The following is a 23593-nucleotide window of genomic DNA, read 5'->3' on the forward strand; positions in this document are numbered from 1 at the left end:
ACCGGTGGTGAGCGTGTCGGTGCAACCGGTGGATGTCCTGCTCAGCGACGGCACCACCGTCCAGTTGCGGCAGATCGAGCCGCAGGACGCGGCGGGGATCGTGGCGATGCACTCGCGGTTCTCCGAGCGCACCCGCTACCTGCGCTACTTCTCGCCGTACCCGAGGATCCCGGAGCGGGACCTGCGGCGGTTCGTGACTGTCGACCACCACGACCGGGAGGCGTTCGTGGTGGTGGCCGGGGAGCGGATCGTGGCGGTCGGCCGGTACGAGCGGCTCGGCCCGCAGGCCCCGCAGGCCGAGGTGGCGTTCGTGGTGGAGGACGCCTTCCAGGGGCGGGGGATCGGCTCGGTGCTGCTGGAGCATCTCGCCGACGCGGCCCGCCGGGTCGGCGTGACCAGTTTCGTCGCCGAGGTGCTGCCCGCCAACGGCACCATGTTGCGGGTCTTCGCCGACTTCGGTTACCAGGTCCGACGGCAGTTCGCCGACGGGGTGGTGCACCTCAGTTTTCCGATCGCCCCGACCGAGCAGACCCTGGAGGTCCAGCGTGGTCGGGAGCAGCGTACCGAGTCCCGTTCCGTGGCCCGGCTGCTCGCACCGCGTGGGGTGGCCGTCTACGGTGCCAGCGCCACCGGGCAGGGGGTGGGCGCGGCGGTGCTGGGGCACCTGCGCGACGGCGGGTTTCCGGGCGCGATCGTGCCGGTGCATCCGGCGGCGTCCACCGTGGCGGGGCTGCCGGCGTACCCGTCGGCGGTCGACGCCGGGGTGCCGGTCGACCTGGCGGTGGTGGCGGTGCCACCGGAGGCGGCGCGGGCGGTGGTCGCCGACGCGGCCGCCGCCGGGGCGCACGCCCTGGTGGTGATCTCCGCCGGGTTCGCCGAGGCCGGGCCGGCCGGCGCGGCGGCGCAGCGGGGCCTGGTCCGGGCGGCGCACGCGGCGGGCATGCGGGTGGTCGGCCCGAACTGCCTGGGCGTGGCCAACACCGACCCGACGGTACGCCTCAACGCCACGCTCGCGCCTGTCCTGCCCGCCGCCGGCCCGGTGGGGATCTTCAGCCAGTCCGGCGCGTTCGGGGTGGCGTTGCTGGCCGAGGCCTCCCGGCGCGGGCTCGGCCTGTCCAGTTTCGTCTCGGCCGGCAACCGGGCCGACGTCTCCGGCAACGACCTGCTGCAGTACTGGCAGGACGATCCCCGTACCGACGTGATCATGCTGTATCTGGAGACGTTCGGTAACCCGCGCAAGTTCGCCCGGCTGGCTCGGCGGATCGGCCGGAGCAAGCCGGTGGTGGCCCTGGCCTCACCGGCCCGGCCACCCGGGGTGGACGAGTCACCAGGGCTGGACACCGAGGCGGTCAGCGCGCTCTTCGCCCAGTCCGGGGTGATCCGGGTCGACACCGTCGCCGAGTTGCTCGACGTCGGGGTCCTCCTGGCCGACCAGCCGTTGCCGGCCGGGGCACGGGTCGCCGTGGTGGGCAACTCGTCGGCGTTGACCGGGCTGGCGGCCACCGCCTGCGTCGCGCAGGGGCTGACCGTCGCCGCCGGTTACCCGTGCGACGTCGGACCGGCGGCCGGGGCGGCGGAGTTCGCCGTCGCGCTTGCCGATGCGGCCGCCGACGAGCGGGTCGACGCCCTGGTGGCGGTCTTCGCCCCGCCGTTGCCGGGGCAGCACACCGAGGTGGACAGCGACGTCGTCGCCGCCCTGCCGGTCGCCTCGGCCGCCGGCAAACCGACCGTCGCGACGTTTCTGGCCGGTCGACCGCCGGCCGGGGTGCCGGCGTACGGCAGCGTCGAGGAGGCGGTACGGGCGCTGGCCCGGGTCACCCGGTACGCGCGGTGGCTGCGCCGGGACCCGGGTGTACCGCCGGAGCTGTCCGGGGTGGACAGTGCCGCGGGGGAGGCGGCGATCCGGGCCGACGGGGCGGATCCGACCGGTGCACTGCTCGCCGCGTACGGCATCGAGCTGGTCGCCTCGGTGCCGGCGCGCTCGGCCGAGGAGGCCGCCGAGGCCGCCGACCGGGTCGGCTACCCGGTGACGATCAAGGCCGCCGCCGCCGGACTGCGGCACCGGTTGGATCTCGGCGCGGTCCGGCTCGACCTGGCCGACGCGGCGGCGCTGCGCCGGGCGTACGCGGAGATGTCGGCGGTCTTCGGCGCGGAGGTCCTGGTCCAGGCGATGGTGGCGCCCGGGGTGCCCTGCGTGGTGGAGCTGGTGGAGGATCCGGCGTTCGGGCCGGTGGTCGGCTTCGGGCTGGGCGGGGTGGCCACCGAACTGCTCGGCGACCGGGCCTGGCGGGCGCTGCCGCTGACCGGCTCCGACGCCGCCGAACTGGTCGACGAACCCCGGGCGGCCCCGTTGTTGCGGGGGCACCGGGGTGCCGCGCCGGTGGACCGGGCGGCCCTGGCCGACCTGCTGCTGCGGGTCGGTCGGCTCGCCGACGACCAGCCCCGGATCCGGTCGCTGACGCTCAATCCGGTGCTGGCCCGCCCGGACGGCCTCTCGGTCCTGCACGCCACGGTCCGGATCGGCTCGGCCGCCGCCCGCCCCGACACCGGCCCCCGCCGCCTCTGACGGTAAGGAAGGGCCCCTTCCTATCGCTTTCGCGATAGGAAGGGGCCCCTGCAAACACCGCGCTCAGCTCAGCCCCGGCTGGAGATCTGCTGCACCGCCCAGGAGTTGCCGTCGGGATCGGCGAAGAAGACGAAACCGACGTTGTCCAGCGGGTTCGGCACCGGGTGTGGGTTCTCGCCGAGGATCTGGACCTCGCTGACCTCGACACCCCGCTCGACCAGCTCGGCGCGGGCCCGGTGCAGATCGGCCACGACCAGCTGCAGGCCCTTGAACGAGCCGGGTGGCATCTCCGGCACGGCGCCGTGGCCGATGACGATCGAGCAACCGGAGCCGGGTGGGGTGAGCTGGATGAGGCGTACCTGGTCGTTGATCCGGGTGTCGTGGTCGACGTGGAAACCGAGCCGGTCGGCGTAGAACGCCTTGGACCGGTCGAGGTCGGAGACCGGTACCACCACCACTTCCAGGGTCCAGTTCATGATGTCCTTCCGAGTCGGTGACCCCGTAGCGTAACGACGAAACGGGACCCCGGTGAACCACCGGAGCCCCGTCGTGTCGGGTCGTTCAGCAGGCGTACGCCTCCAGGCGCTGGGCCCGCTCGGGGGCCCGCAGCTTGAGCAGGGTGACCTTCTCGATCTGCCGGATCCGCTCCCGGGAGAGGCCGAACTCCCGGCCCACCTCGTCCAGGGTGCGCTGCCGGCCGTCGTCCAGGCCGAAGCGCAGCCGGATCACCGCCTGCTCGCGCTGGCTGAGGGTGGCCAGCACCACGCTGACCTCGGCGCGCAGCTCGCCGCCGGTGGCGCTCTCACCCGGCTCGTCGCGGGGGGCGGCGGCGACGAAGTCACCGAGCGCGCTCTCGCCGTCCTCGCCGACGGCCTGGTCCAGGCTGACCGGCTCCCGGTCGTACGAGATCAGCTCGATCACCTGGAACTCGGGCACGCCCATCGCGACGGCCACCTCGCTGACGGTGGGCTCCCGGCCCAGCGAGACCGACAGCTCCCGCCGGGCCCGGACCATCCGGTTGACCTGCTCGACCATGTGGACGGGGATGCGGATGGTGCGGGCCTGGTCGGCCATGGCGCGGGTGATGGCCTGGCGGATCCACCAGGTGGCGTAGGTGGAGAACTTGTAGCCCTTGGTGTAGTCGAACTTCTCGACGGCGCGGATGAGGCCGAGGTTGCCTTCCTGGATGAGGTCGAGGAAGGCCATCCCACGACCCGTGTACCGCTTGGCGATGCTCACCACCAGGCGGAGGTTGGCCTCCAACAGGTGATCCTTGGCGGCCCGGCCCTCGGCGGCGACCAGCGCCAGGTCGGCCTGCAGCTCCACCGAGACCGGCGTGCAGGTGGTCAGCTTCTCCTCGGCGAACAGCCCCGCCTCGATCTGCCGGGCCAGGTCGACCTCCTGCGCCGCGGTGAGCAGCTTCTTGCGGCCGATGCCGTTGAGGTACGCCCGGACCAGGTCGGTGGAGACGCCCCGCTCGTCGGTGGCGTCCAGGTCGGTGAGGGTGTCGGCGGTCGGGCCGTGCTGCTGCTCGATCATCTGCTGGACCATCTCTGTCGTCTCCCCGCGTCGACTCTGTGCCGCGTGCCGGACCACGAAGTGGCGCCGGTGACACCCAGCTTGGCGGGCGGGACGTGAAACGGGAGTGAGGCGATCGGGGAACCGACAGAATCGGCTCGACGAAGCCGGTCACACCGTCACCGTACGTGCCGGTAAGGTCGACCGGCCATCCACCGGGGTCCGTACGTTGTTGCTGGTCGAAGGGTTGTGTGTGTCGGTTACCGTGCCAGCGGCGGTCATCGAGGGTCGCCATCGGCAGACGGTGCACAGGCAACGGAGGGCGTCATGGTCTTCAAGCGGCTCATGCAGGCGATGGGGGTGGGCGGTCCGTCGGTGGAGACCGTTCTGGCCAACCCGAACTGCCGTCCCGGCGGGGAGCTTCAGGGCCGGATCCAGGTCGTCGGCGGCGACCACCAGGTCGACGTGGAGTACGTCGCCCTCGGCCTGCTCACCCGGGTCGAGGTGGAGAGCGGCGACAACGAGTACCAGACCAACCAGGAGTTCCAGCGCCAGCAGGTGACCGGCCCGTTCCAGCTGGCGGCGGGGCAGCGCTACGACATCCCGTTCCGCTTCGCGGTGCCCTGGGAGACCCCGCTGACCACGTTGTACGGGCAGTACCTGCACGGCATGACGATGGGGTTGCGTACCGAACTGGAGGTGGCGCGGGCGGTCGACTCCGGTGACCTGGACCCGGTGTCGGTGCATCCGCTGCCGGCGCAGGAGCGGCTGCTGGAGGCGCTGCTGCGGCTGGGCTTCCGGTTCGCCCGCGCCGACGTGGAACGTGGTCACATCTACGGGGTACGCCAGAGTCTGCCCTTCTACCAGGAGATCGAGTTCTACCCGGCGCCGCAGTACGCCGCGGCGATCAACCAGCTGGAGGTGACCTTCATCGCCGACCCGGGCCAGACCCAGGTGGTGCTGGAGATCGACAAGCGGGGTGGGCTCTTCACCGAGGGGCGCGACGCGTTCGGCCGGTTCACCGTGGACCACGCCACGCTGGACCGGGTCGACTGGGCGGCGCAGCTCGACGGCTGGCTGCGGCAGTCCATCCAACGCCGCGGCCTGTTCTCCTGACCCGGCCCGGGTCCGCCGTCGTCGGGTGTCCCGGGCTCGGGTCCGCCGCCGGCGAGGCACCGGCAGCCGGGATCAGAGGTCGAGCAGGAGGGTACGCGGGCCGACGTTGACGCTCTCCACCAGCATGTGCGCGCGGAACCGGCCGGTCCGCACCGGTGCGCCCCGGCCACGCAGCGCCTCGACGAACTCGGTGACCAGTGGTTCGGCCCGCTCGGCGGGGGCCGCCGCCGTCCAACTCGGTCGGCGGCCCTTGCGGGCGTCACCGTAGAGAGTGAACTGGCTGACCACCAGGATCGGCGCACCGGTGTCGGCGGCACTGCGTTCGTCGTCCAGGATCCGCAGCTCGTGGACCTTGCGGGCCATCGTCTGGGCCAGCTGCGCGGTGTCGGTGTGGGTCACCCCGAGCAGTACCAGCAGGCCGTCGGTGACCTCGCCGACGACCTCGCCGTCGACCGTGACGCTGGCCCGGCCGACCGTCTGCACCAGCGCCCGCATCAGGCCGGCACCGGCTCGATGAGGCCCCGCTCCACCAGGTGCGCCACGATCGGGCCGGCCGCCTCGGCGAGTTCGGACTCGGCGACGTCGTGCGCGGCGGCGAGCAGGGCGAGCTGGTCGCGCAACGGCAGCCGCCCGTCGGCGCCACCGACCAGCGCCAGCACCAGCGGATCGATCTCCTCGCTCCAACGCAACCCGTGCGGCTGCACCAGGACCTGCCGGTCCACCTCCCAGCCGTCGGCACCCATGGTCGCCTCCTGCCGCAGCTGGAGCCCCTCGGCCGCCCGGTAGCGCTCGGCGAGCAGCGCCTCGGTGTCGCGTACCCGGAGGAAGTCCTGCCGGTCGAACCAGGCGGCCACCTGGTCGCCCAGCGGCGGCTGCACCCGCTGGCGCAGGTCCTCGACCCGGACCACCGGATCGTCGTGACCACCTCTCCGCAGCGACACGAGGCCGAACCCGATCGCCTCCACCTGGTGGGCGTCGAACCAGTCCAGCCAGGCGGCGGCCCGCTGCGGGTCGGCGGTCTCGCCGACGTCGGCCAGCCACAGGTTGACGTACGCCATCGGGTCGGCCACCTCCCGCTGGATGACCCAGGCGTCCAGTCCGGTGCCGGTGAACCAGTCGGCCACCCGTTCGCCCCAGTCCTGGCCGCTGACGTGCACCCAGTTGGCCAGGTACTGCATGGTGCCGCCCGGGTTGAGCAGGCCGGGTGCGGCGGCGGCCAGCTCCGCGCCGACGGCGTCGCCGACCCGGCCGGAGTCCCGGTACACGTGGGTGGTGGTGCCGGGGCCGACCACGAACGGCGGGTTGCTCACCACCAGGTCGAAGCGTCGGCCGGCGACCGGGGCGACCAGGTCACCCCGGAGCAGCTCCCAGTCCTGGCCGTTGAGCGCGGCGGTGGTCGCGGCGAACCGCAGCGCCCGCGCCGACACGTCGGTCGCGGTGACCCGGCGGGCGTGCCCGGCCAGGTGCAGCGCCTGCGCCCCGGAGCCGGTGCCCAGGTCCAGCGCGGTCTCCACCGGCCGCCGCAGGGTCGCGCCGGTAAGCGTCTGGGTAGCCCCGCCGACGCCCAGCACGTGCTCGGCGGGCAGCGGCTGACCGGGCCGGGCGCTGGCCGGCACGTCGGAGAGCAACCACCAGTCGTCGGCGTACGGTTCCAGGTCCAGGCCCATCCGCAGGCCGTCGCCGTGCCGTTCGACCAGGCCGGCGGCGAGCGCCTCGGCCAGCGGGAGCGGGGCGAGGGCGGCGGTGACGGCCGGTTCCGGTTCGGTCTGCTCGCAGACGAACAGCCGGATCAGGGTGGCCAGCGGGTCGCGGTCCTCGGTGGCCCGCAGCGCGGCCCGGAAGTCGTTGCGGGCCACGCCGGCGGTGGCCGCCGTGCCGAGCCGGTCGGCGATCCCGGCGACGGTGTAGCCGGCCCCGGTCAGCGCGGCCCGGAGCGCCTCGACGCCGGCCGGGGAGAGCAGCATGTCATCTTCGTCCACCTGGACATCCTGCCCTCCCCGCGCCGGGCACCCGGCACCGCCCACGCCGGCGGATCAGCGGTGCCCGGTGCCGACCGGCTATCCCTCGGTACTACCTCGGTCGACCGCCCGGACCGGTCTGACCCGGCTGCGGTTGGTGCGGTGGACGTTGGCCCTCGGCAGGGAACCCGGGCTCAGGCGGGCCAGGCGCGGGCGGTGCCGTCGACCCGTACCGCCACGTCGGTGCCGACCGGTGCGGTGCTCGCGTCGTCGAGGATCCGGGCGGTGACCCGGGTGCCGTCGGCCAGCCGGAGCCCCACCAGCGCGTCGTGGCCGTGGAAGTCGTGCCGCAGCACCGTCGCCGGGACGGTGTCCGTGCGCGGGGCCGGCAGGATGCGTACCTGTTCCGGGCGGACCAGGACGGTGACCGCCCCGGACGGTGCCGCCCCGGCGATCGGGATCGGGCCGAGCGCGGTCCGGGCCCGACCTCCGTCGGCGACCGCGGACAGCAGCACCGCGTCGCCGACGAAGCCGGCCACCCACGGGTCGGCGGGTTCCCGGTAGATGGTGGTCGGGGTGTCGGCCTGCACCACCCGGCCGGCGCGCAGCACCACCACCCGGTCGGCCACCGACAGCGCCTCGCCCTGGTCGTGGGTGACCAGCACCGCGGTCGCCCCGTCGGCGCGCAGCGCCGCCCGGATGTCGTGGCGCAGCCCGGCGCGCAGCCCGGCGTCGAGGGCGCTGAACGGTTCGTCGAGCAGCACCAGCGACGGCCGGGGGGCCAGTGCCCGGGCCACCGCCACCCGCTGCTGCTGTCCGCCGGAGAGCTGGTGCGGCATCCGGTCGCCGTAGCCGGCCAGCCCGACCAGGGTCAGCACCTCGTCCACCCGGTCACCGCGCCGGGCGGCCCGGTCCAGGCCGTAGCCGATGTTCGCGGCCACGCTCAGGTGCGGGAAGAGGGCACCCTCCTGCGGCACCACGGCGATCCGGCGGCGGTGCGTCGGCAGGTGCCGGCCGCCACCGGCCACCGGCCGGCCGTCGAGCCGGATCTCGCCGTCGTCGAGGCGTTCGAAGCCGGCCAGGCAGCGCAGCAACGTGGTCTTGCCGCACCCGGACGGGCCCAGCACGGCGGTCAGCTCGCCGGCGGGCACCCTCAGGTCCACCCCGTCGAGCGCGGTGACCGGGCCGTACCGTTTGACGACGCCGGTCAGCACGACCTCGCTCATCGCCGATCCTCCTTGTCGAGCAGGCCGCTGCGGGCCACCAGCAGCCAGGTGGGTAGCGCCGAGATGACCACCAGCAGTGCGGCGTACGGGGCGGCGGCGGCGTACGCGCCGACGGCCGTACTGGTCCACAGCTCGGTGGCCAGCGTGTCGACCCCGGTGGGCCGCAGCAGCAGGGTGGCGGGAAGTTCCTTCATACCGGTGAGGAAGACCAGTGCGGCACCGGCGCCGATGCCGGGCAGGGTGAGCGGCAGGGTGACCGTGCGCAGCACGTCCCAGGGGCTGCGGCCCAGCGAACGGGCCACCTCCTCCAGGCCGGGCGGGGCCTGGGCGGCGGCACCGGCGACCGCACCCACCGCCAGCGGCAGGAACAGCGTGGCGTACGCGAGCGCCAGCAGCCACGTCGTCTGGTACAGCGGGTAGGCGACGTTGATCCCGAAGAAGATCAGCGACAGCCCGACCACCACCCCGGGCAGGGCGTGCGACAGGTACGCCGTCCGGTCCAGCAGCGTGGTCAGCGGCCCGGGGGCGCGGGCGGTGAGCAGCCCCAGCGGCAGCGCCAGCAGCATGGTCAACCCCGCGCCGGCCAGCGACAACCAGAGCGAGTTCCCGGCCGCGACCGCCACCTCGGCCAGCGCGCCGGGCCGGGACACCCCGGCGAACAGCCGCCGGGCCAGGCTGACCGCCGGCACCCCGAAGGCCAGCGCCGCCACGGCCAGCAGGACGGCCATCGCCGGCCACCGGGCCGCGCCGAGGCGCGACCGGACCACCGGCCGGCGGGCGCCACCGAGCCGGGCGTACCGGGCGCCGCGCCGTCGGGTGACCGTCTCCCCGGTCAGCAGCAGCAGGGTCAGCAGCACCAGCACGCTGGAGAGCACCAGCGCGCCGGTCGGGTCGAAGCCGAGGTCGAAGGCGACGAAGACGGCCCGGGTGAAGGTGTCGGTCCGCAGGATGGAGACCGCGCCGAAGTCGGAGAGCACGTAGAGGGCGACCAGCAGCGCGCCGGCGGCGGTGGCCGGCCGGATCTGGCGCAGGGTCACCTCGGTGAAGGTCCGCCAGCCGCCCCGCCCCAGCGACCGGGAGACCTCCTCCTGGGCCGGGTCCGCGCCGCGCAGCGCCGCCGCGACCGGCAGGAAGACATGGGGTACGAGCAGAGGGTGAGCACCAGCGCCGCCGGCCAGAATCCGGCCAGCCCGTCGACGGTGGAGACCCAGGCGAACGCGGCGATGTAGGTGGGCACCGCCAGCGGCAGCGCGGCCAGCACCGCGAAGACCCGCCGACCGGGCAGGTCGGTCCGGGTGACCAGGTACGCCGAGCCGACGCCGAGCAGCACGCAGGCCACGGTGACCACGGCGGCCAGGCCCAGGCTGCGCAGGGACAGCCAGCCGACCCGGCTGGTCCAGACCTCCGCGACGATCCGCTCCCAGCCGGCCTCGGCGGTGCGTACCGCGAGATAGGTGAGCGGGACGGCGGCCACGGCCACCGCGGCGGTCGAGGCCGCGAGCAGCGCCGGCCGCGGCGCCCACCGCCGCCACCTCCCCGGTACGCCGGACAGGGCCGGGCCGCCTCGGCGGTCCGGCCCTGCGGGGGCGACGGTCGGGGTGGTCAGGGTACGAGCCCCGAATCCTTGATCAGCGTGATCGTGGACTCCAACCCGTCGAGGTCGTTCAGGTCGATCTGCGGCACCTGCAGCTCGGCCAGCGCGGGCACCCCGGCCGGGCCGGTGACGCCGTCGACCACCGGGTACTCGAAGGTCTGCTCGGCGAAGTACGCCTGCGCCTCCGGGCCGAGCAGGTAGTCCACGAAGGCCTGCGCGTCCGGGTTGTCGGCGGCCCGCTTCAGCACACCCACCCCAGCGACGTTGACCAGCCCACCGGTGTCCCCACCGGCGAAGAAGTGCAGCTTGGCCTTGAGCGAGTCGACCGTGGCCCCCTGCTCCTTGGCGACCTCGCCGAGGTAGTAGTGGTTGATCAGACCCACCGGGACGGTGCCGGCGATGACGTCTTCGAGGATCTTGCCGTTGCCGTCGCGGATTTGCGGGTCGTTGGCCTTCAGCCCGGCCAGGAACTCCTTGGCCCGGGCCTCGCCGTGCTGCACCGTGATCGCGGTGACGAACGCCTGGAACGAGGCGTTGGTCGCGGCCACCCCGACCTTGCCCTTCCACTTCGGGTCGGTCAGCTCGAACACCGACGCGGGCAGCTCCGCCTCGGTGACCTTGTCGGCGTTGTAGGCCAGTACCCGGGCCCGGGCGCTCACGCCGACCCAGTGGCTGTTGCCGGCCCGGTAGGTGGCCGGCACCTTGTCCACCGTCGCGGCGGGCAGCGCGGTGAACATCTCCTGCTTGGAGACCGCGCCGAGCGCGCCGGCGTCCTGGGCCAGGAAGACGTCGGCGGGGGAGCGGTCACCCTCCTCGACCAGCTGGGCGGCGAGCTGGGCGGTGCTGGCGTAGCGGGCCTGCACGGCGATCCCGGTCTGCGCGGTGAACTTCTCCAGCAGCGGCTTGACCAGCTGCTCGTTGCGCCCGCTGTAGACGGTGATCTGCTTGTCGCCGGCGGCACCCGTCTCGGTGCCTGCCTCGTCCTCGGCGCCGCAGGCGACCAGACCGACGGAGAGTAACCCGGCGGCGATCATGGTCGCGGTGGCCCTGCGGAGGGGGATGGGCACGACGAGACGCTCCTTCGTCGCGGCTCCCGGACGACATCCGCCCAGGTGACGGGAATGAAGTTAGCACTGCCTAACCTCACTGCCGCCCGCTGTGGTCTGAGGTCCGGGTCACTCCGTCGCGCCGGTCCGGTTCCGCCGATCAGCCTGGCGACGGCGCTGCGGGCCCCGGACGGGTCCCCTGCCGGCCGTTGCCCGGACCGGTGGATCCGGCGGGCCGGGTGGCTGATGACCGGCCCGACCCGATGGTGTTGTCGGCGGCCGGCAGTGTGGCCCGCGCGTACGGTGCCGTAACCGCCGTCGCCGAGGGCGGGTGTTGCGCACCGGCCAGCCGGTCGATCTCCGCCCTTACCAGGGAACTCAGCTGGTCCATCGTCTGCTGGTGGAGAGCGTTCCCGGCTGACCACCGCAGCTGGGCGGCGGCGGACGCCGGCTGCCGTTCGAGCGTCGCCCACCAGGCCTGGATCTTGTGCTCGTTGCGGGCGAGGAAGGAGAGCCCCTCCCGTACGGCGGGATGATCGGCGATCCGGAGCTGATCGGCCTGCGGGAGGTCGTTGAGCGCGTCGGCGGTGTCGAGTTCCAGGTGCGGCAGCAGCGCGGCAAGCTGGTCCCGCCGCTGTTTGGCCGCCGCCAGGGGGTCCAGGGGTGCGGAAGCCGGCGGTGTGTCCTCGGGCGCGGCTGGGGAGCCGGAGCCTGTACCGGGTGTCGGTGGCATCTGTTTCTCGCTGCTTGTCGGGGAGTCGGACAGCGGCTCTACGCAGGGCGGACCCGCATTGTTCATCCGGGGTGTGGCGGGTCCGCCGATCGGCGGGGTGGCAGCATGGTCGACATGGCGCTCTCCCTGCCGATCGACCCGGCCGCGAACGACCTGCTCAACCGGGACCCGTTGGCCCTGCTGGTCGGCATGACCCTGGACCAGCAGATCCCGCTGGAGAAGGCGTTCACCTCGCCGTACGTGCTCGCCGAGCGGCTCGGGCACGCCCCGGACGCCCGGGAACTGGCCGGATACGACCCGGAGGCGCTGGTCGCGGTCTTCGCCCGGCCACCCGCGCTGCACCGGTTCCCGAAGGCGATGGCCGCCCGGGTGCAGGAGGTCTGCCGGGTACTGGTCGACCGGTACGACGGCGACCCGACCCGGCTCTGGGCGCAGGTGGCCGACGGGCGGGAACTGCTGGCCCGGATCGCCGACCTGCCCGGCTTCGGCCGGCAGAAGGCGCAGATCTTTCTCGCCCTGCTCGGCAAGCGGTACGACGTCCAGCCCGCCGGCTGGCGGGAGGCCGCCGGTGACTACGGCGACGCCGACGCGTACCGGTCGGTGGCCGACATCACCGACGGCGCGTCACTGACCCGGGTACGCGAGCACAAGAAGCAGCTCAAGGCGGCGGCGAAGGCCGCAAAGGGCTGACCTGCCGATCGGCCCGGTGCCGTCAGCGGCCACCGTTGTCCCGCAGCACCCAGTTCCGTGCCGTCGGCACCCGTCCTGCGCCGGCAGCGACTCCTTCCGTGCCGTGGGCACCCGGCCTGCGCCGTCGGCACCCGGCCTGCGCCGGCGGCACCCAGTTCCGTGCCGTCGGCACCCAGTTCCGTGCCGGCGGCACCCAGTTCCGTGCCGGCGGCACCCAGTTCCGTGCCGGCGGTGCCGGTTCCGTTCCGGCGGCGACTGCGGCGCCGATCAGATCTTTCACGTCACCGTGCCTGGTGCAGATGCCTCGAAGCCTAAAATAGCCCAAATATCCGCAAACAACCTATTCCCCACCCACCCACCCACCCCCACCGCCCCCCTCCCCACCGCCCCCTCCCCTCGTTCGCCACCGAAGCGGGCCCCAAAGTGAATCTTGGACACTTACCGTTCTATTTGGACGGTAAGTGTCCAAGATCTACATTCCAGGCGAGTGCGGAGAGGGCAACGCGCATCAGGGCGGGAGTTGGGGCGTTCGGCGGGCCAGTCAGGTTTGGAGTCGCTCTGCTGCTACCAGCTGTCAGCCCACCACCTTCGGGAAGACCCGGCAAGTCGCACAGTCAGCGTTGGTTGTGGTGACCGGGGCGGGCCAGATCTTCCGCTCGGGGCGAGCGCCGCTGAAGTGCGGCGGCGGTGGAGTCAGGCGGCGGTGGAGTCAGGCCGCGGTGGGATCAGGCTGCGGTGAGGTCCGGGCGGTGGGTTCCGGCGGCCTGGGTCAGGGTTGCGGTGGGGTCCGGCGGCGGTGGGGTCCGGCGGTGAGGTCCGGCGGCCTGGGTCAGGCGGCCTGGGTCAGGCGGCGGTGGGGTGGGCGAGCGTGGCCAGGGCGCGGCGCACGTCGGCCAGCGAGACCGTCGCGGAGTCGTCCAGGTCGGCCAGGCCAGCCTCGATCCACTGGCGCATCAGCGTGGTCACGCCGATGCCCCGGTCGTCGGCGGCGACCCGGACCCGCTCGTAGGTCTCCAGGGGTAGCCGGACCGAACGGCTGACCATCGGCACGTCGGTGTCGGGGGCGGGCAGTTCGCTCGACGCCTGGTCGTCGATCAGCTCGGCGAGCCGGTCGTCGCCGCTGTGGAACTGCTTCAACGCGTCGTCACGGTGCATGGCCACTGCCTCCTCGTCGGCGTGTTCTCCGGACCGCCTCGTCGTAGCGTTTCGCCTCGACGTCGCTCAGCTCGCGGGCGGAGAGGATGTCCCAGTCGTTGTCGGTGCCGTCGGCCTCGGCCAGCAGCACGGCCAGTCGTCGTCCCGGACGGGTCGCGGCGTAGACCACCATCACGTCGTCGCCCAGGTGTCGGATGACCCGTCTGCCGCTGTGCAGCGCCGCCCAGACCTCGCCCGGCGTGACGTCGTAGACCCGCAGGTTGGCCAACGCCTCGGCGGTGAAGCTGAACCGGTCGCCCACAGGGCGGAGCGTACCACGTACGTAACACGCGGCTCTGGGCGAAATGGCGGGAGACGGTGACGGCCGCCTCGATGTTCGCGCAGGGGTGGACAGCGGTGACAGAATGAAACCGATTCCGTCGAGGAGGACCGTGTGAAGCGTCCGGCGTACCAGCCGATCCTGATCACCGATGCCTCACGCAGCCAGGGCGACCAGCTCACCAGTCGCCAGCGGCGCTACGTGGTGATGATGATCTTCCGGGTGGCCTGTGTGGTCGCCGGGGCCGTCCTGGTCGGGGTGGAGGCCCCGCTGCTCTGGCTCTGGCTGCCGCTCTGCGGCGTCGGGATGGTCCTCGTCCCGTGGCTGGCGGTGCTGCTGGCCAACGATCGCCCACCCAAGGAGCAGCACCGGCTGGCCAACCGGTTCCAGCGTCGGGCCCGCGAGGAGGCCGCGCCGCGGACTCTCACCGCCGAGGAACACCCGCACAAGATCATCGAAGTCGAGCCCTGACCGACCGGCCGGAACGGCGGCCGGGTGGACCGGGCGCGGTGGGCCCGGTCGGGTGGTCGGCCTCAGCCGGGCGGCCGGGCGCCGGGGGTGCCGACCGCCGCCGCGCCGAGCGCTCCGGCCCGCTCCAGCGCCGCCGGCACCGGCTCCCCGGTCAGCCAGGCGGCCAGCAGGCCGGCGGCGAACGCGTCGCCGGCACCGGTGACGTCGACCACCGGCACCCGGGGTGCCGCCGGCCCGTCGACCGTCACGTCCCGATCGGCCCAGAGCGCCCCGGCCGCACCCCGCTTCACCACCACCCGCCGGACCCACCCGGACAGCGTCCGGGCCTGCGCCGCCGGCTCCGTACCACCGGCCAGCGCCGTCGCCTCGTCGGCGTTTACCAGCAGCAGGTCCACGTCGCGTACCCAGGTCAGGAAGGCCTCCGCCCCGACCTGCCGCAGCGGGGCCGCGGAGGCCGCGTCGACGCTGGTGGTCAGACCGCACTCGCGCGCCACGGCCAGCGCGCGCAGCCCGGCCGGCCGGGAGGCGGCGTCCAACAGCGGGTACCCGGACAGGTGCAGGTGCCGGGCGTCCGGCGCCGCAGCGACCGCCCGCTCGACGTGCCCCGGGCTCAGCAGCAGGTTTGCCCCCCGCTCGGTGACCATGGTCCGCTCGTCCGCGCCGGCCAGCACGATCACCGTGCCGGTGGCCGCGTCGCGGTGCGACTCGACCGCACAGACCACGCCGCCCCGGGTCAGCTCGCCCGTCCGGTCCCGGCCCGCGTCGTCGGCGCCCACGGCGGCGACCAGCGTCACCGGTACGCCCTGGGCGGCCAGCCAGGCGGCGGTGTTCGCGGCCTGGCCGCCGCCGGTCATCCGGATCGCCGCGGGCGTGTCCGAGCCGGGGGCGACCGGGCCGGCCAGCATTGCGACCACGTCGGTCACCACGTCACCGACGACCAGGACGCGCCCCGGGCCGGTCACGCTCCCTGGCCATCGTGCCGGGCGTCGTCGGCGGTAAGGCCATCGCGCCGGGCGTCGTCGGCGGTAAGGCCATCGTGCCGGGCGTCGTCGGCGGCGGGGCCGGTCTGCCGGGCGGCGGCGACCGCGATCCGGGCGGCGAGGTCGGCGTTGCGCAGGATGATCCGGACGTTGACCGCCAGGCTCGCCCCGGCGGTGGCGGAGTGGAAGTGGGCCAGCAGGAACGGCGTCACCGCCTTGCCGGTGATCCCGTCGCGGGCCAGCGTCGCCAACCCGTCGGCAAGCGTGCGGTCGTGCAGGGCCGGGTCGAGTTGCTCGTCAGCGGGGAGCGGGTTGGCCACGATCAGCCCACCGTGGTGCACTCCGTGCTCGGCGCGGGCGGCGATGATGTCGGCCACCTGCTCCGGTGAGTCCGCCGCCCAGTCCAGGTCGAAGCCCCCGTCGGTGACGAAGAAGCCCGGGAACCGGTGGGTGCGGTAGCCGACCACACCCACCCCGAGGGTCTCCAGCCGCTCCAGGGTCGCCCCGACGTCGAGGATCGACTTGACCCCGGCGCAGACCACCGCGATCGGGGTACGGGCCAGGGTGACCAGGTCGGCGGACTCGTCGAAGGTCTGGGCCGCGTCCCGGTGCACCCCGCCGAGGCCGCCGGTGGCGAAGACCCCGATGCCGGCGGCGGTGGCCACCGCACTGGTCGCGGCGACGGTGGTGGCACCGTCCGCGCGGATCGCCGCCGCCACCGCCAGATCGCGTACGGAGAGTTTCGTCACCCCGTCGGCGGTGGCGAGCCGGGTCAACTGGGTGTCGTCGAGTCCCACCACGAGTTCCCCGGCGACCATGCCGATGGTCGCCGGCACCGCCCCGGCGTCCCGGACGGCCTGTTCGATCTCCCTGGCCACGCGCAGGTTGTCCGGGCGGGGGAGGCCGTGCGAGACGATGGTGCTCTCCAGGGCTACGACCGGCCGCCGGGAGCGCAGGGCGTCGGCCACCTCGGCACCGAAACGAAGCTGAAAGTCGGTCATTTCAGGTACGTTACGGCGTGCCGTCGGGTCCACCTGTGGTGGACCCGACCGGGGTGACCTGCCAGACTGGAAAGGTTGGAGGTGTACACGTGAGCACAGAGGTTCTCGAACGTCCAGAGCTGAAGGACGCCGACACCGGTCCGGAGATGTTCCACTACGTCCGGAAGGAGAAGATCGCCGAGAGTGCCGTCATGGGCACCTTCGTCATCGCTCTCTGCGGAGAGACGTTTCCGGTGACAAAGGCCGCCAAACCCGGCTCGCCGGTCTGCCCCAAGTGCAAGGAGATCTACGACTCCTGGGGTGAGTGACGCGGGGCGGCCCACCAGGCCGCCCGCGTAATCTTCGGCGCTGTGAGCACCTCCACGGCCCTGCTTCTGGCCGACCTGACCGGGGTGGCCGTCTTCGCCGCCTCCGGTGCCTCCGCCGCGGTGGCCAAACGGCTCGACCTGTTCGGGGTGGTCTTCGTCGGCTTCGTCGCCGCCCTCGGCGGTGGGATCTTCCGCGATCTGGCCATCGGTGAGGTTCCGCCGTTGGCCTTCGCCGACTGGCGGTACGCCGCCACCGCCGCGCTGACCGCCGTCGCCGTGTTCTGGCTGCACCCGCAGCTCGCCCGGCTCCGCACCACCGTGCTGGTGCTGGACGCCGCCGGCCTGGGTCTGTTCACCGTCACCGGTACGGTCAAGGCCCTGGAGGCCCAGGTGCCGGCGGTCGGCGCCTGCGTGATCGGCATGCTCACCGCGATCGGTGGCGGACTCGGCCGGGATCTGCTCACCGGCGAGATCCCGGTGGTGCTGCGCCGGGAGATCTACGCGGTGGCCGCGCTGGCCGGCGCGGTCGCCGTGGTCGTGCTGGATCTGCTCGACCGGGCCGGAGCGGTCCCGCTCACCGTGGCGACGCTGCTGGTCTTCGGCCTCCGCCTGATCGCGTTGCGCCGTCGCTGGTCCGCCCCGGTGGCAATGCTCCGTCCACCGAGCACCGGCCCCACCTGACCGGCGACCCGACCCGCGGACCGGCACGGCCACCGTGGGCGCCGGTGTGCTCGGGTGGGCGGTCGAGCGCGGCGCGTGGCGTCGCGTGGGCGGGTCGACGGTCGCTGGTTATGCTGAGTGTCGGCCTTCGCGGCACCGACGCGCGGAGGTCCTTTTCATGGGCGGCGGTACGTGGCCCTGAGCCGGGGGCCGCCGCCGTGCGGCAGGGAAGGAGCACCTCGCGTGGCTGCCCGGTTGCCGACGATCGAGACCTTTCCGGCGCTGCGCGCCTGGCAGCGCCGGGCGTTGGTGGAGTACCTGCGGCGGCGTACCGAGGACTTCACCGCCGTGGCCACCCCCGGCGCGGGCAAGACCACCTTCGCCCTGCGGATCGCCGCGGAGCTGCTCGCCGACCGCACCGTCGAGGCGGTCACCGTGGTCGCCCCCACCGAGCACCTGAAGACCCAGTGGGCCAGCGCCGCCGCCCGGATCGGCATCCAGCTCGACGCCGCCTTCCGCAACGCCGACCTGCACTCGGCCGCCGACTTCCACGGCGCGGTGGTGACGTACGCGCAGGTCGGAATGGCGCCGCAGGTGCACCGTCGGCGCACCATGACCCGCCGTACGCTGGTCATCCTCGACGAGATCCACCACGCCGGCGACTCGCGGTCCTGGGGCGACGGGGTGAAGGCGGCCTTCGAGCCCGCCGTACGCCGCCTGATGCTCACCGGTACGCCGTTCCGCTCCGACGACAACCCGATCCCCTTCGTCGAGTACGAACGCGGCGGCGACGGCCTGCTCCGGTCCCGTGCCGACGCGGTGTACGGCTACGCCGACGCCCTGCGCGACGGGGTGGTCCGGCCGGTGCTGTTCCTGGCCTACTCCGGGGAGACCCGCTGGCGGACCAACGCCGGTGAGGAGCTGTCGGCGCGGCTGGGCGAGCCGATGACGCAGGACCTGATCGCCCAGGCCTGGCGCACCGCGCTGGACCCGGCGGGGGACTGGATGCCGCAGGTGCTGCGGGCCGCCGACGCCCGACTGACCGTGCTACGGGCCGCCGGGATGAGCGACGCCGCCGGCCTGGTCATCGCCAGCGACCAGCAGACCGCCCGCTCGTACGCGAAGCTGCTGGAGCAGGTGACCGGCGAGCGGGCCGCCGTGGTGCTCTCCGACGACGTCGGCGCGTCGGCCCGGATCGCCTCGTTCGCCGCCTCGGAGCAGCGGTGGATGGTCGCGGTGCGGATGGTGTCCGAGGGGGTGGACATCCCCCGGCTGGCCGTCGGGGTCTACGCGACCAGCGCCAGCACCCCGCTCTACTTCGCCCAGGCGATCGGCCGGTTCGTCCGGGCCCGTCGCCCCGGGGAGAGCGCGTCGGTCTTCCTGCCCAGCGTGCCGCACCTGCTCGGGCTGGCCAGCGAGATGGAGGCCGAGCGGGACCACGTGCTCGGCAAACCGAAGGACCGGGACGGCTTCGACGACGAGCTGCTGGAGCGGGCCCAGCGCGACGACCAGGCAAGTGGCGAGTTGGAGAAGCGGTTCGCCGCGCTCTCGGCGACCGCCGAGCTGGACCAGGTGATCTTCGACGGCGCGTCGTTCGGCACCGCGGCGCAGGCCGGTACGCCGGAGGAGGAGGAGTATCTCGGCCTGCCCGGTCTGCTGACCGCGGACCAGGTCACCGTGCTGCTCAACAAGCGGCAGGCGGAGCAGCTCGCGGCCCAGCGTCGCCGACGCGACGAACAGCCCGCTGAGCGGGCCGCTGCGGGCCCGCAGGCTCCTCCGGTGCCGCTGAGTGCCGCCCAGCGTCGGGTGGCCCTGAGGCGTCAGCTCAACGCTCTGGTGGCCGCCCGGCACCACCGGACCGGGCTGCCCCACGGCAAGATCCACGCAGAGCTTCGTCGCCGCTGCGGTGGCCCGCCCAGCGCCCAGGCCACGATCGAGCAGCTGGAAGAACGCATCGCCACCGTCCAGTCGCTGTAGGCCCGGACCGGCCACCGGGGCCGCGCCGGACATTCCGCGCGGCCCGGCCGACTCGCCGCGGGCTGTGGAACAGGCACGAAAAAGCCGGTCGGTGGCATCCACGGGATGCCACCGACCGGCCAGGTCGTTATCTGGTCAGTTCGCCATCAGATCGGCGCCACGCCAGCTGAACTCCGGGTCGGACGCGTACTTCACGGTGATCTTCACGAGATCCTCCGCGTACTTGTTCGCATGGTGCCCACAGAACACCAACTCGCTTCCACCCGCCAGAGTGATCCGGAGCTTGCCGGCAGCATTGCAGCGGTCGCACCGTTCATCGGCGGCTGGGGGAGCCACCGTCTCGGGCGGCGGCGTGAGGGTCGGGGTCATCGCCTTCCTCCTCTGGTCGTCACCGATGAACAAACTCTTCGGTCGTTGCTCACCTATCCTGCAACACCCTCGGCGGATGTTGCCTTCCCTGTGTGCCCGCGGGGGACCGAGGTCACACCTGGCAGCAACAGTGTGCCGTGCACCCAGGGTGCCACGTCAACGATCACAAACGAGCAACCACCCGATCATCATCAGGTCTTGTACGCCTGGTGATCAAAACGACACGCGCAGTTGACGTACTCGCTCAGTCGAGGTAGTCACGAAGCACCTGGGAGCGCGACGGGTGGCGCAGCTTCGACATCGTCTTGGACTCGATCTGCCGGATCCGCTCCCGGGTCACCCCGTAGACCTGGCCGATCTCGTCAAGCGTACGCGGCTGGCCGTCGGTCAACCCGAACCGCAGTCGGACCACCCCGGCCTCCCGCTCGGAGAGCGTCTGCAGCACCTGCTGGAGCTGGTCCTGCAGGAGCGAGAAGGAGACCGCGTCGACCGCGACCACGGCCTCCGAGTCCTCGATGAAGTCGCCCAGCTGGCTGTCGCCCTCGTCGCCGATGGTCTGGTCGAGCGAGATGGGCTCCCGGGCGTACTGCTGGATCTCCAGCACCTTCTCCGGTGTGATGTCCATCTCCTTGGCCAGCTCTTCCGGCGTGGGCTCGCGGCCCAGGTCCTGGAGAAGCTCGCGCTGGATCCGGCCGAGCTTGTTGATCACCTCGACCATGTGCACCGGAATGCGGATGGTGCGGGCCTGGTCGGCCATGGCGCGGGTGATGGCCTGGCGGATCCACCAGGTGGCGTAGGTGGAGAACTTGTAGCCCTTGGTGTAGTCGAACTTCTCGACGGCGCGGATGAGGCCGAGGTTGCCTTCCTGGATGAGGTCGAGGAAGGCCATGCCACGACCGGTGTACCGCTTGGCCAGCGAGACCACCAGCCGGAGGTTGGCCTCCAGCAGGTGGTTCTTGGCCCGCTCACCGTCGCGGGAGATCCAACCCAGGTCACGGACCATGTCCCGGGTCATCTTCTCTTCGCCCTCGTCGGCCGCGCGCAGCCGCTCGGCGGCGTAGAGGCCGGCCTCGATCCGCTTGGCCAGCTCCACCTCCTGCTCGGCGTTGAGCAGCGGGACCTTGCCGATCTGCTTCAGGTACGCCCGGACGGAGTCGGCGGACGCGGTCAGCTCGGCGTCCCGGCGGGCCTGCTTGAGGGCCTCGGACTCCTCGTCGTCCCACTCGAAGTCGTTGTCGGTCGCCGCTCCCGCGGCGTCCGCCGCGGCGGCCCGGGCCAGCTCCGCCGGCTCCTCGACCACCACGTCCTCGATGGCGGCGGCGAGCTCCTCGGGGTCGATGTCGCCCTCGGCACCCTCACCCTTGGCCTTGCCGGCGGCCTTGGTGGGCTTGCCCGCGGCGGCGGCCACCGTCGCCTTGGTGGCGCGGGTGGACTTCGCCGCCTTGGCCGGCACGACCTTGGCGGCCACCTCGCCGGTGGCGCCGGCGGCCTTGCGTGCGGTCGCCTTACGCGCCGGTGGTGGAGTCTCCTCCGCGGCGGCTGCCTGCTTGGGCGCCGGCGCGGCGGCCTTCCTGGTGGTCTTGGCGGTGGTGGCCCGGGAGGCCGGGGTGGCCGACCGGGCGGCGGCGACCCGGCGTCGGGTGCTCGCCGAGCCGTCCACGACCACGGTCACTCCCGCTTCGGAGAGCGCCCGCAGAATCTTCTTGGCCTGGGCCGGAGTCACCTCAGCGGACTCCACCGTGCGCGCGAGCTGGGCCGACGTCAACTGGCCGCCGGCGGTCTGCGCGTGCGCGATCAGCGTGTCGGTGAGCGAGCGTACGTCGGCGCCGGTGTGGCGGGGTTCTGTCACGAATGACCTTCCGGAGGCGATGAACGGGCACGGCCGGGGTGTCCGACACAGCGCGGCGCACCGTGCCAGGCATGTGGTTGAGGGACCCCCGTGTCCCGGGCCGGCCGGTCGTTGGCGGTCCGTGGCGCGTGGGCAGGGTGAATTGTAACGCCGTCTGCGGCGATCATCCTGCGCCGCACGGCGTGATCGACGGTGGAGACCGCCGAATAGGCGCAGATGTGGACTTTGTAAGGATGATACCCACGCGCGACAGCCGGAACGTCCCAGTCGTGCGGGAAGGGGACGAACCATGCATTGTTCGACGCCCGCGCCGCAGGATCTGCTGGCCCTGGCGGTCGAGGTGGCCCGTACGGCCGCCACGACCGCGCACCGGATGCGTGCCGAGGGCGTGTCGACGGTCGCCACCAAGAGCACCGTGACCGACGTGGTCACCGCCGCCGACCGGGCGGTGGAGCGGCAGGTCGTCGAGGCGTTGCGCCGGGCGCGTCCGGCCGACGCCGTGCTCGGCGAGGAGTACGGCCAGCGGGAGAGCGGCCCGGCCGGCGCCTCCGGCGTGCGGTGGATCATCGATCCGATCGACGGCACCGTCAACTACCTGTACGGGCTGCCGTACTGCGCGGTCTCGCTGGCCGCCGAGGTCGACGGCCAGGTGGTCGCGGGTGTGGTGCGCAACGTGGTGACCGGCGAGGAGTGGACGGCCACGGCCGGCGGCGGCGCCCACCGGGCCGGGCGGCGGCTGCGCTGCTCGACCGAGACGGACCTGGGGCAGGCGCTGGTGGCCACCGGCTTCGGGTACGACCCGGCACGGCGGTCACACCAGGCCCGGGTGGTCGCCGAGTTGATCGGGCAGGTGCGGGACATCCGCCGGATGGGGGCGGCGGCACTGGATCTGTGCCTGGTCGCCGAGGGCCGGCTGGACGCCTACTTCGAGAAGGGGCTGGCCGCCTGGGACCTGGCCGCCGGCGGGCTGGTCGCGGCCGAGGCCGGTGTGCGGGTCACCGGGCTCAACGGTGCGCCACCCGGGCCCGACCTGGTCGTCGCCGCCCCACCGGCGCTCTTCGGGGCGCTGCACGACCGCCTGGCCGAGCTGGACGCCGCGGGCGGCCCGTGACCGCCGGCCGGTCGGCGCGGGCGTGCGGGGGGCGGCCGGCCGGTCGCTCGTGTCTTACGGCGCGCCCGAGGTCGGCTCGGGCGTGCGGGGCCGCTGGTGCCCTGGTCGACGGTGGGCAGCCGGCGCGGGCCGGGTGACCCGGCCCGCGCCGGGCCGTCACTTGTCGACGGGCATCGGGCAGGAGCCGACGGGTGCGACCGGCGAGCCCAGGTCACCGAGGGACTGGTTGACCTCGGTGGTGGTGGCCAGCTGGGCGAACCCGTTGCCGAGGACCACGTCGACGGTGTCGTCCTTGCGCTTGGGGTCGTAGGCCTGGTCCGCGTTGTTCAGGAAGTACGCCCGCAGCAGGTGGGCGGAGCCGACTCCCTTGGGGCCGAACCGCAGCACCGCGACGCCGTCGACGCCCTTCTTCTCGTCGCCGACCTTCTGGACCTGGAACTTCCGGTTGCGGAAGTCGTCGGCGGTGCTGCCGGCCTGACCGACCTCGTCGGTGGCGTTGAGCACGTTGATCTTGACGTCCTTGGGTTCACGCAGGGCCACGTCGGCCATCGGCCAACCCTCCGGGCAGCCGCCGGCGACACCGGCGTCACCCTGGCTGTCCTTGACGATGGCGGCGACCACGAAGACCAGGGCGAAGACCGCCAGCACTCCGACGACAACGAGTGCTCGCACTCGCGCAAAACTCATCTGGGAGCTCCCCGGACATGGTTGGGTGGCGGCGACCGCCGGCGTTCGGAGCGCCCGGCCGGCCGTCGAGTACGCCGCTGAGGTTAGCGGTTGTCCGACCGTCGCGTGGAAACAGCCGGACATGCCGGCGCGCCAACCGGGAACCGGGTAGTACTACCCCTATCTTCGTGTCGCCTGAGTCACATTGGGAACAACTTCGCGGGCTGGGGCGTACATCTCTGCCACGAGGGCGGTATACATGCCTCGCCCACGAGGGGGG

At 73.0% G+C, this 23593-nt stretch carries 21 protein-coding genes and 2 pseudogenes; 8 read left to right on the top strand and 15 right to left on the bottom strand.

Annotated features, from left to right (window positions below; translation table 11 throughout):
- Positions 1-4 precede the first annotated feature (4 nt).
- Positions 5-2566 (top strand): bifunctional GNAT family N-acetyltransferase/acetate--CoA ligase family protein, encoded by a 2562-nt coding sequence (locus tag ACN28G_RS04975; protein ID WP_373868421.1) that lies wholly within the window; start codon positions 5-7, stop codon positions 2564-2566.
- A gap of 68 nt (positions 2567-2634) precedes the next feature.
- On the opposite strand, the gene ACN28G_RS04980 is transcribed toward ACN28G_RS04975, so the two are convergent.
- Positions 2635-3042 (bottom strand): VOC family protein, encoded by a 408-nt coding sequence (locus ACN28G_RS04980; protein ID WP_091435637.1) that lies wholly within the window; start codon positions 3040-3042, stop codon positions 2635-2637.
- A gap of 85 nt (positions 3043-3127) precedes the next feature.
- Positions 3128-4117 carry an RNA polymerase sigma factor SigB gene (gene sigB, locus ACN28G_RS04985; protein WP_421478526.1) on the bottom strand — a complete coding sequence of 330 codons (990 nt, stop codon included), beginning with the start codon at positions 4115-4117 and terminating at the stop codon, positions 3128-3130.
- A gap of 294 nt (positions 4118-4411) precedes the next feature.
- Between sigB and ACN28G_RS04990 the strand changes: the two genes are divergently transcribed.
- The gene (locus ACN28G_RS04990; RefSeq protein WP_091435638.1) at positions 4412-5200 is read left to right on the top strand and encodes a sporulation protein; all 789 of its coding nucleotides are present in this window, start codon (positions 4412-4414) and stop codon (positions 5198-5200) included.
- Between the two features lie 72 nt (positions 5201-5272).
- Here ACN28G_RS04990 and dtd read toward each other — a convergent pair whose 3' ends face one another.
- The 6 genes and pseudogenes from dtd to ACN28G_RS05020 all read right to left on the bottom strand — a co-directional run bounded on the left by dtd (position 5273) and on the right by ACN28G_RS05020 (position 11757).
- Positions 5273-5695 carry a D-aminoacyl-tRNA deacylase gene (gene dtd / locus ACN28G_RS04995; RefSeq protein WP_091435639.1) on the bottom strand — a complete coding sequence of 141 codons (423 nt, stop codon included), beginning with the start codon at positions 5693-5695 and terminating at the stop codon, positions 5273-5275.
- On the bottom strand, positions 5695-7179 hold the full coding sequence (locus tag ACN28G_RS05000; protein WP_175440479.1) for a DUF7059 domain-containing protein: 1485 nt from the start codon (positions 7177-7179) through the stop codon (positions 5695-5697). The genes dtd and ACN28G_RS05000 overlap by 1 nt, the downstream gene beginning before the upstream one ends.
- 173 nt (positions 7180-7352) lie before the next feature.
- Complete coding sequence (locus ACN28G_RS05005) at positions 7353-8384, bottom strand: ABC transporter ATP-binding protein (RefSeq protein ID WP_091435641.1); 1032 nt, start codon at positions 8382-8384, stop codon at positions 7353-7355.
- Positions 8381-9936, bottom strand: a pseudogene (locus ACN28G_RS05010) (ABC transporter permease). The gene ACN28G_RS05005 and the pseudogene ACN28G_RS05010 overlap by 4 nt, the downstream one beginning before the upstream one ends.
- 50 nt (positions 9937-9986) lie before the next feature.
- A complete protein-coding gene (locus ACN28G_RS05015) occupies positions 9987-11012 on the bottom strand; it encodes an iron ABC transporter substrate-binding protein (protein WP_421480860.1) in 1026 nt (341 codons plus the stop codon).
- Positions 11013-11184: 172 nt separating this feature from the next.
- Positions 11185-11757 (bottom strand): hypothetical protein, encoded by a 573-nt coding sequence (locus tag ACN28G_RS05020; RefSeq protein WP_091435643.1) that lies wholly within the window; start codon positions 11755-11757, stop codon positions 11185-11187.
- Positions 11758-11871: 114 nt separating this feature from the next.
- Between ACN28G_RS05020 and ACN28G_RS05025 the strand changes: the two genes are divergently transcribed.
- Positions 11872-12447 carry an HhH-GPD-type base excision DNA repair protein gene (locus tag ACN28G_RS05025; RefSeq protein WP_175440480.1) on the top strand — a complete coding sequence of 192 codons (576 nt, stop codon included), beginning with the start codon at positions 11872-11874 and terminating at the stop codon, positions 12445-12447.
- 843 nt (positions 12448-13290) lie between these two features.
- Here the strand turns inward: ACN28G_RS05025 and ACN28G_RS05030 are convergent.
- Together ACN28G_RS05030 and ACN28G_RS05035 are read right to left on the bottom strand one after the other, a co-directional pair.
- The gene (locus ACN28G_RS05030; protein ID WP_421478527.1) at positions 13291-13602 is read right to left on the bottom strand and encodes a hypothetical protein; all 312 of its coding nucleotides are present in this window, start codon (positions 13600-13602) and stop codon (positions 13291-13293) included.
- Complete coding sequence (locus ACN28G_RS05035; RefSeq protein WP_175440481.1) at positions 13592-13903, bottom strand: hypothetical protein; 312 nt, start codon at positions 13901-13903, stop codon at positions 13592-13594. Before ACN28G_RS05035 ends, ACN28G_RS05030 begins: the two co-directional genes overlap by 11 nt.
- Before the next feature lie 132 nt (positions 13904-14035).
- On the opposite strand from ACN28G_RS05035, the gene ACN28G_RS05040 reads away from it, so the two are divergent.
- Positions 14036-14392, top strand: coding sequence for a DUF3099 domain-containing protein (locus ACN28G_RS05040; protein ID WP_091435646.1), 357 nt, complete (start codon positions 14036-14038; stop codon positions 14390-14392).
- Between the two features lie 62 nt (positions 14393-14454).
- On the opposite strand, the gene ACN28G_RS05045 is transcribed toward ACN28G_RS05040, so the two are convergent.
- Both ACN28G_RS05045 and ACN28G_RS05050 read right to left on the bottom strand, forming a co-directional pair.
- Entirely contained in the window at positions 14455-15354 is a 900-nt protein-coding gene (locus ACN28G_RS05045) for a carbohydrate kinase family protein (protein ID WP_421478528.1), read from the bottom strand.
- Between the two features lie 101 nt (positions 15355-15455).
- Positions 15456-16373, bottom strand: a pseudogene (locus ACN28G_RS05050) (pseudouridine-5'-phosphate glycosidase); the annotation flags it as partial.
- Positions 16374-16462: 89 nt separating this feature from the next.
- On the opposite strand from ACN28G_RS05050, the gene ACN28G_RS05055 reads away from it, so the two are divergent.
- The 3 genes from ACN28G_RS05055 (at position 16463) to ACN28G_RS05065 (ending at position 19318) form a co-directional block, all read left to right on the top strand.
- Positions 16463-16681 carry a DUF3039 domain-containing protein gene (locus ACN28G_RS05055; protein WP_091435648.1) on the top strand — a complete coding sequence of 73 codons (219 nt, stop codon included), beginning with the start codon at positions 16463-16465 and terminating at the stop codon, positions 16679-16681.
- Positions 16682-16723: 42 nt separating this feature from the next.
- A complete protein-coding gene (locus tag ACN28G_RS05060) occupies positions 16724-17362 on the top strand; it encodes a trimeric intracellular cation channel family protein (RefSeq protein WP_091435649.1) in 639 nt (212 codons plus the stop codon).
- 222 nt (positions 17363-17584) lie between these two features.
- Complete coding sequence (locus ACN28G_RS05065; protein WP_091435650.1) at positions 17585-19318, top strand: DEAD/DEAH box helicase; 1734 nt, start codon at positions 17585-17587, stop codon at positions 19316-19318.
- A 135-nt stretch (positions 19319-19453) separates the two neighbouring features.
- On the opposite strand, the gene ACN28G_RS05070 is transcribed toward ACN28G_RS05065, so the two are convergent.
- Together ACN28G_RS05070 and ACN28G_RS05075 are read right to left on the bottom strand one after the other, a co-directional pair.
- On the bottom strand, positions 19454-19687 hold the full coding sequence (locus ACN28G_RS05070; protein ID WP_091446165.1) for a DUF7455 domain-containing protein: 234 nt from the start codon (positions 19685-19687) through the stop codon (positions 19454-19456).
- Positions 19688-19931: 244 nt separating this feature from the next.
- A complete protein-coding gene (locus tag ACN28G_RS05075) occupies positions 19932-21536 on the bottom strand; it encodes an RNA polymerase sigma factor (protein WP_091435651.1) in 1605 nt (534 codons plus the stop codon).
- Positions 21537-21825: 289 nt separating this feature from the next.
- Between ACN28G_RS05075 and ACN28G_RS05080 the strand changes: the two genes are divergently transcribed.
- On the top strand, positions 21826-22647 hold the full coding sequence (locus ACN28G_RS05080) for an inositol monophosphatase family protein (RefSeq protein ID WP_421478531.1): 822 nt from the start codon (positions 21826-21828) through the stop codon (positions 22645-22647).
- Between the two features lie 156 nt (positions 22648-22803).
- On the opposite strand, the gene ACN28G_RS05085 is transcribed toward ACN28G_RS05080, so the two are convergent.
- The gene (locus ACN28G_RS05085; RefSeq protein ID WP_175440755.1) at positions 22804-23319 is read right to left on the bottom strand and encodes a LytR C-terminal domain-containing protein; all 516 of its coding nucleotides are present in this window, start codon (positions 23317-23319) and stop codon (positions 22804-22806) included.
- Positions 23320-23593 lie beyond the last annotated feature (274 nt).

It is taken from the genome of Micromonospora sp. WMMA1923, from assembly GCF_049179195.1.
Lineage (GTDB): Bacteria > Actinomycetota > Actinomycetes > Mycobacteriales > Micromonosporaceae > Micromonospora > Micromonospora yangpuensis.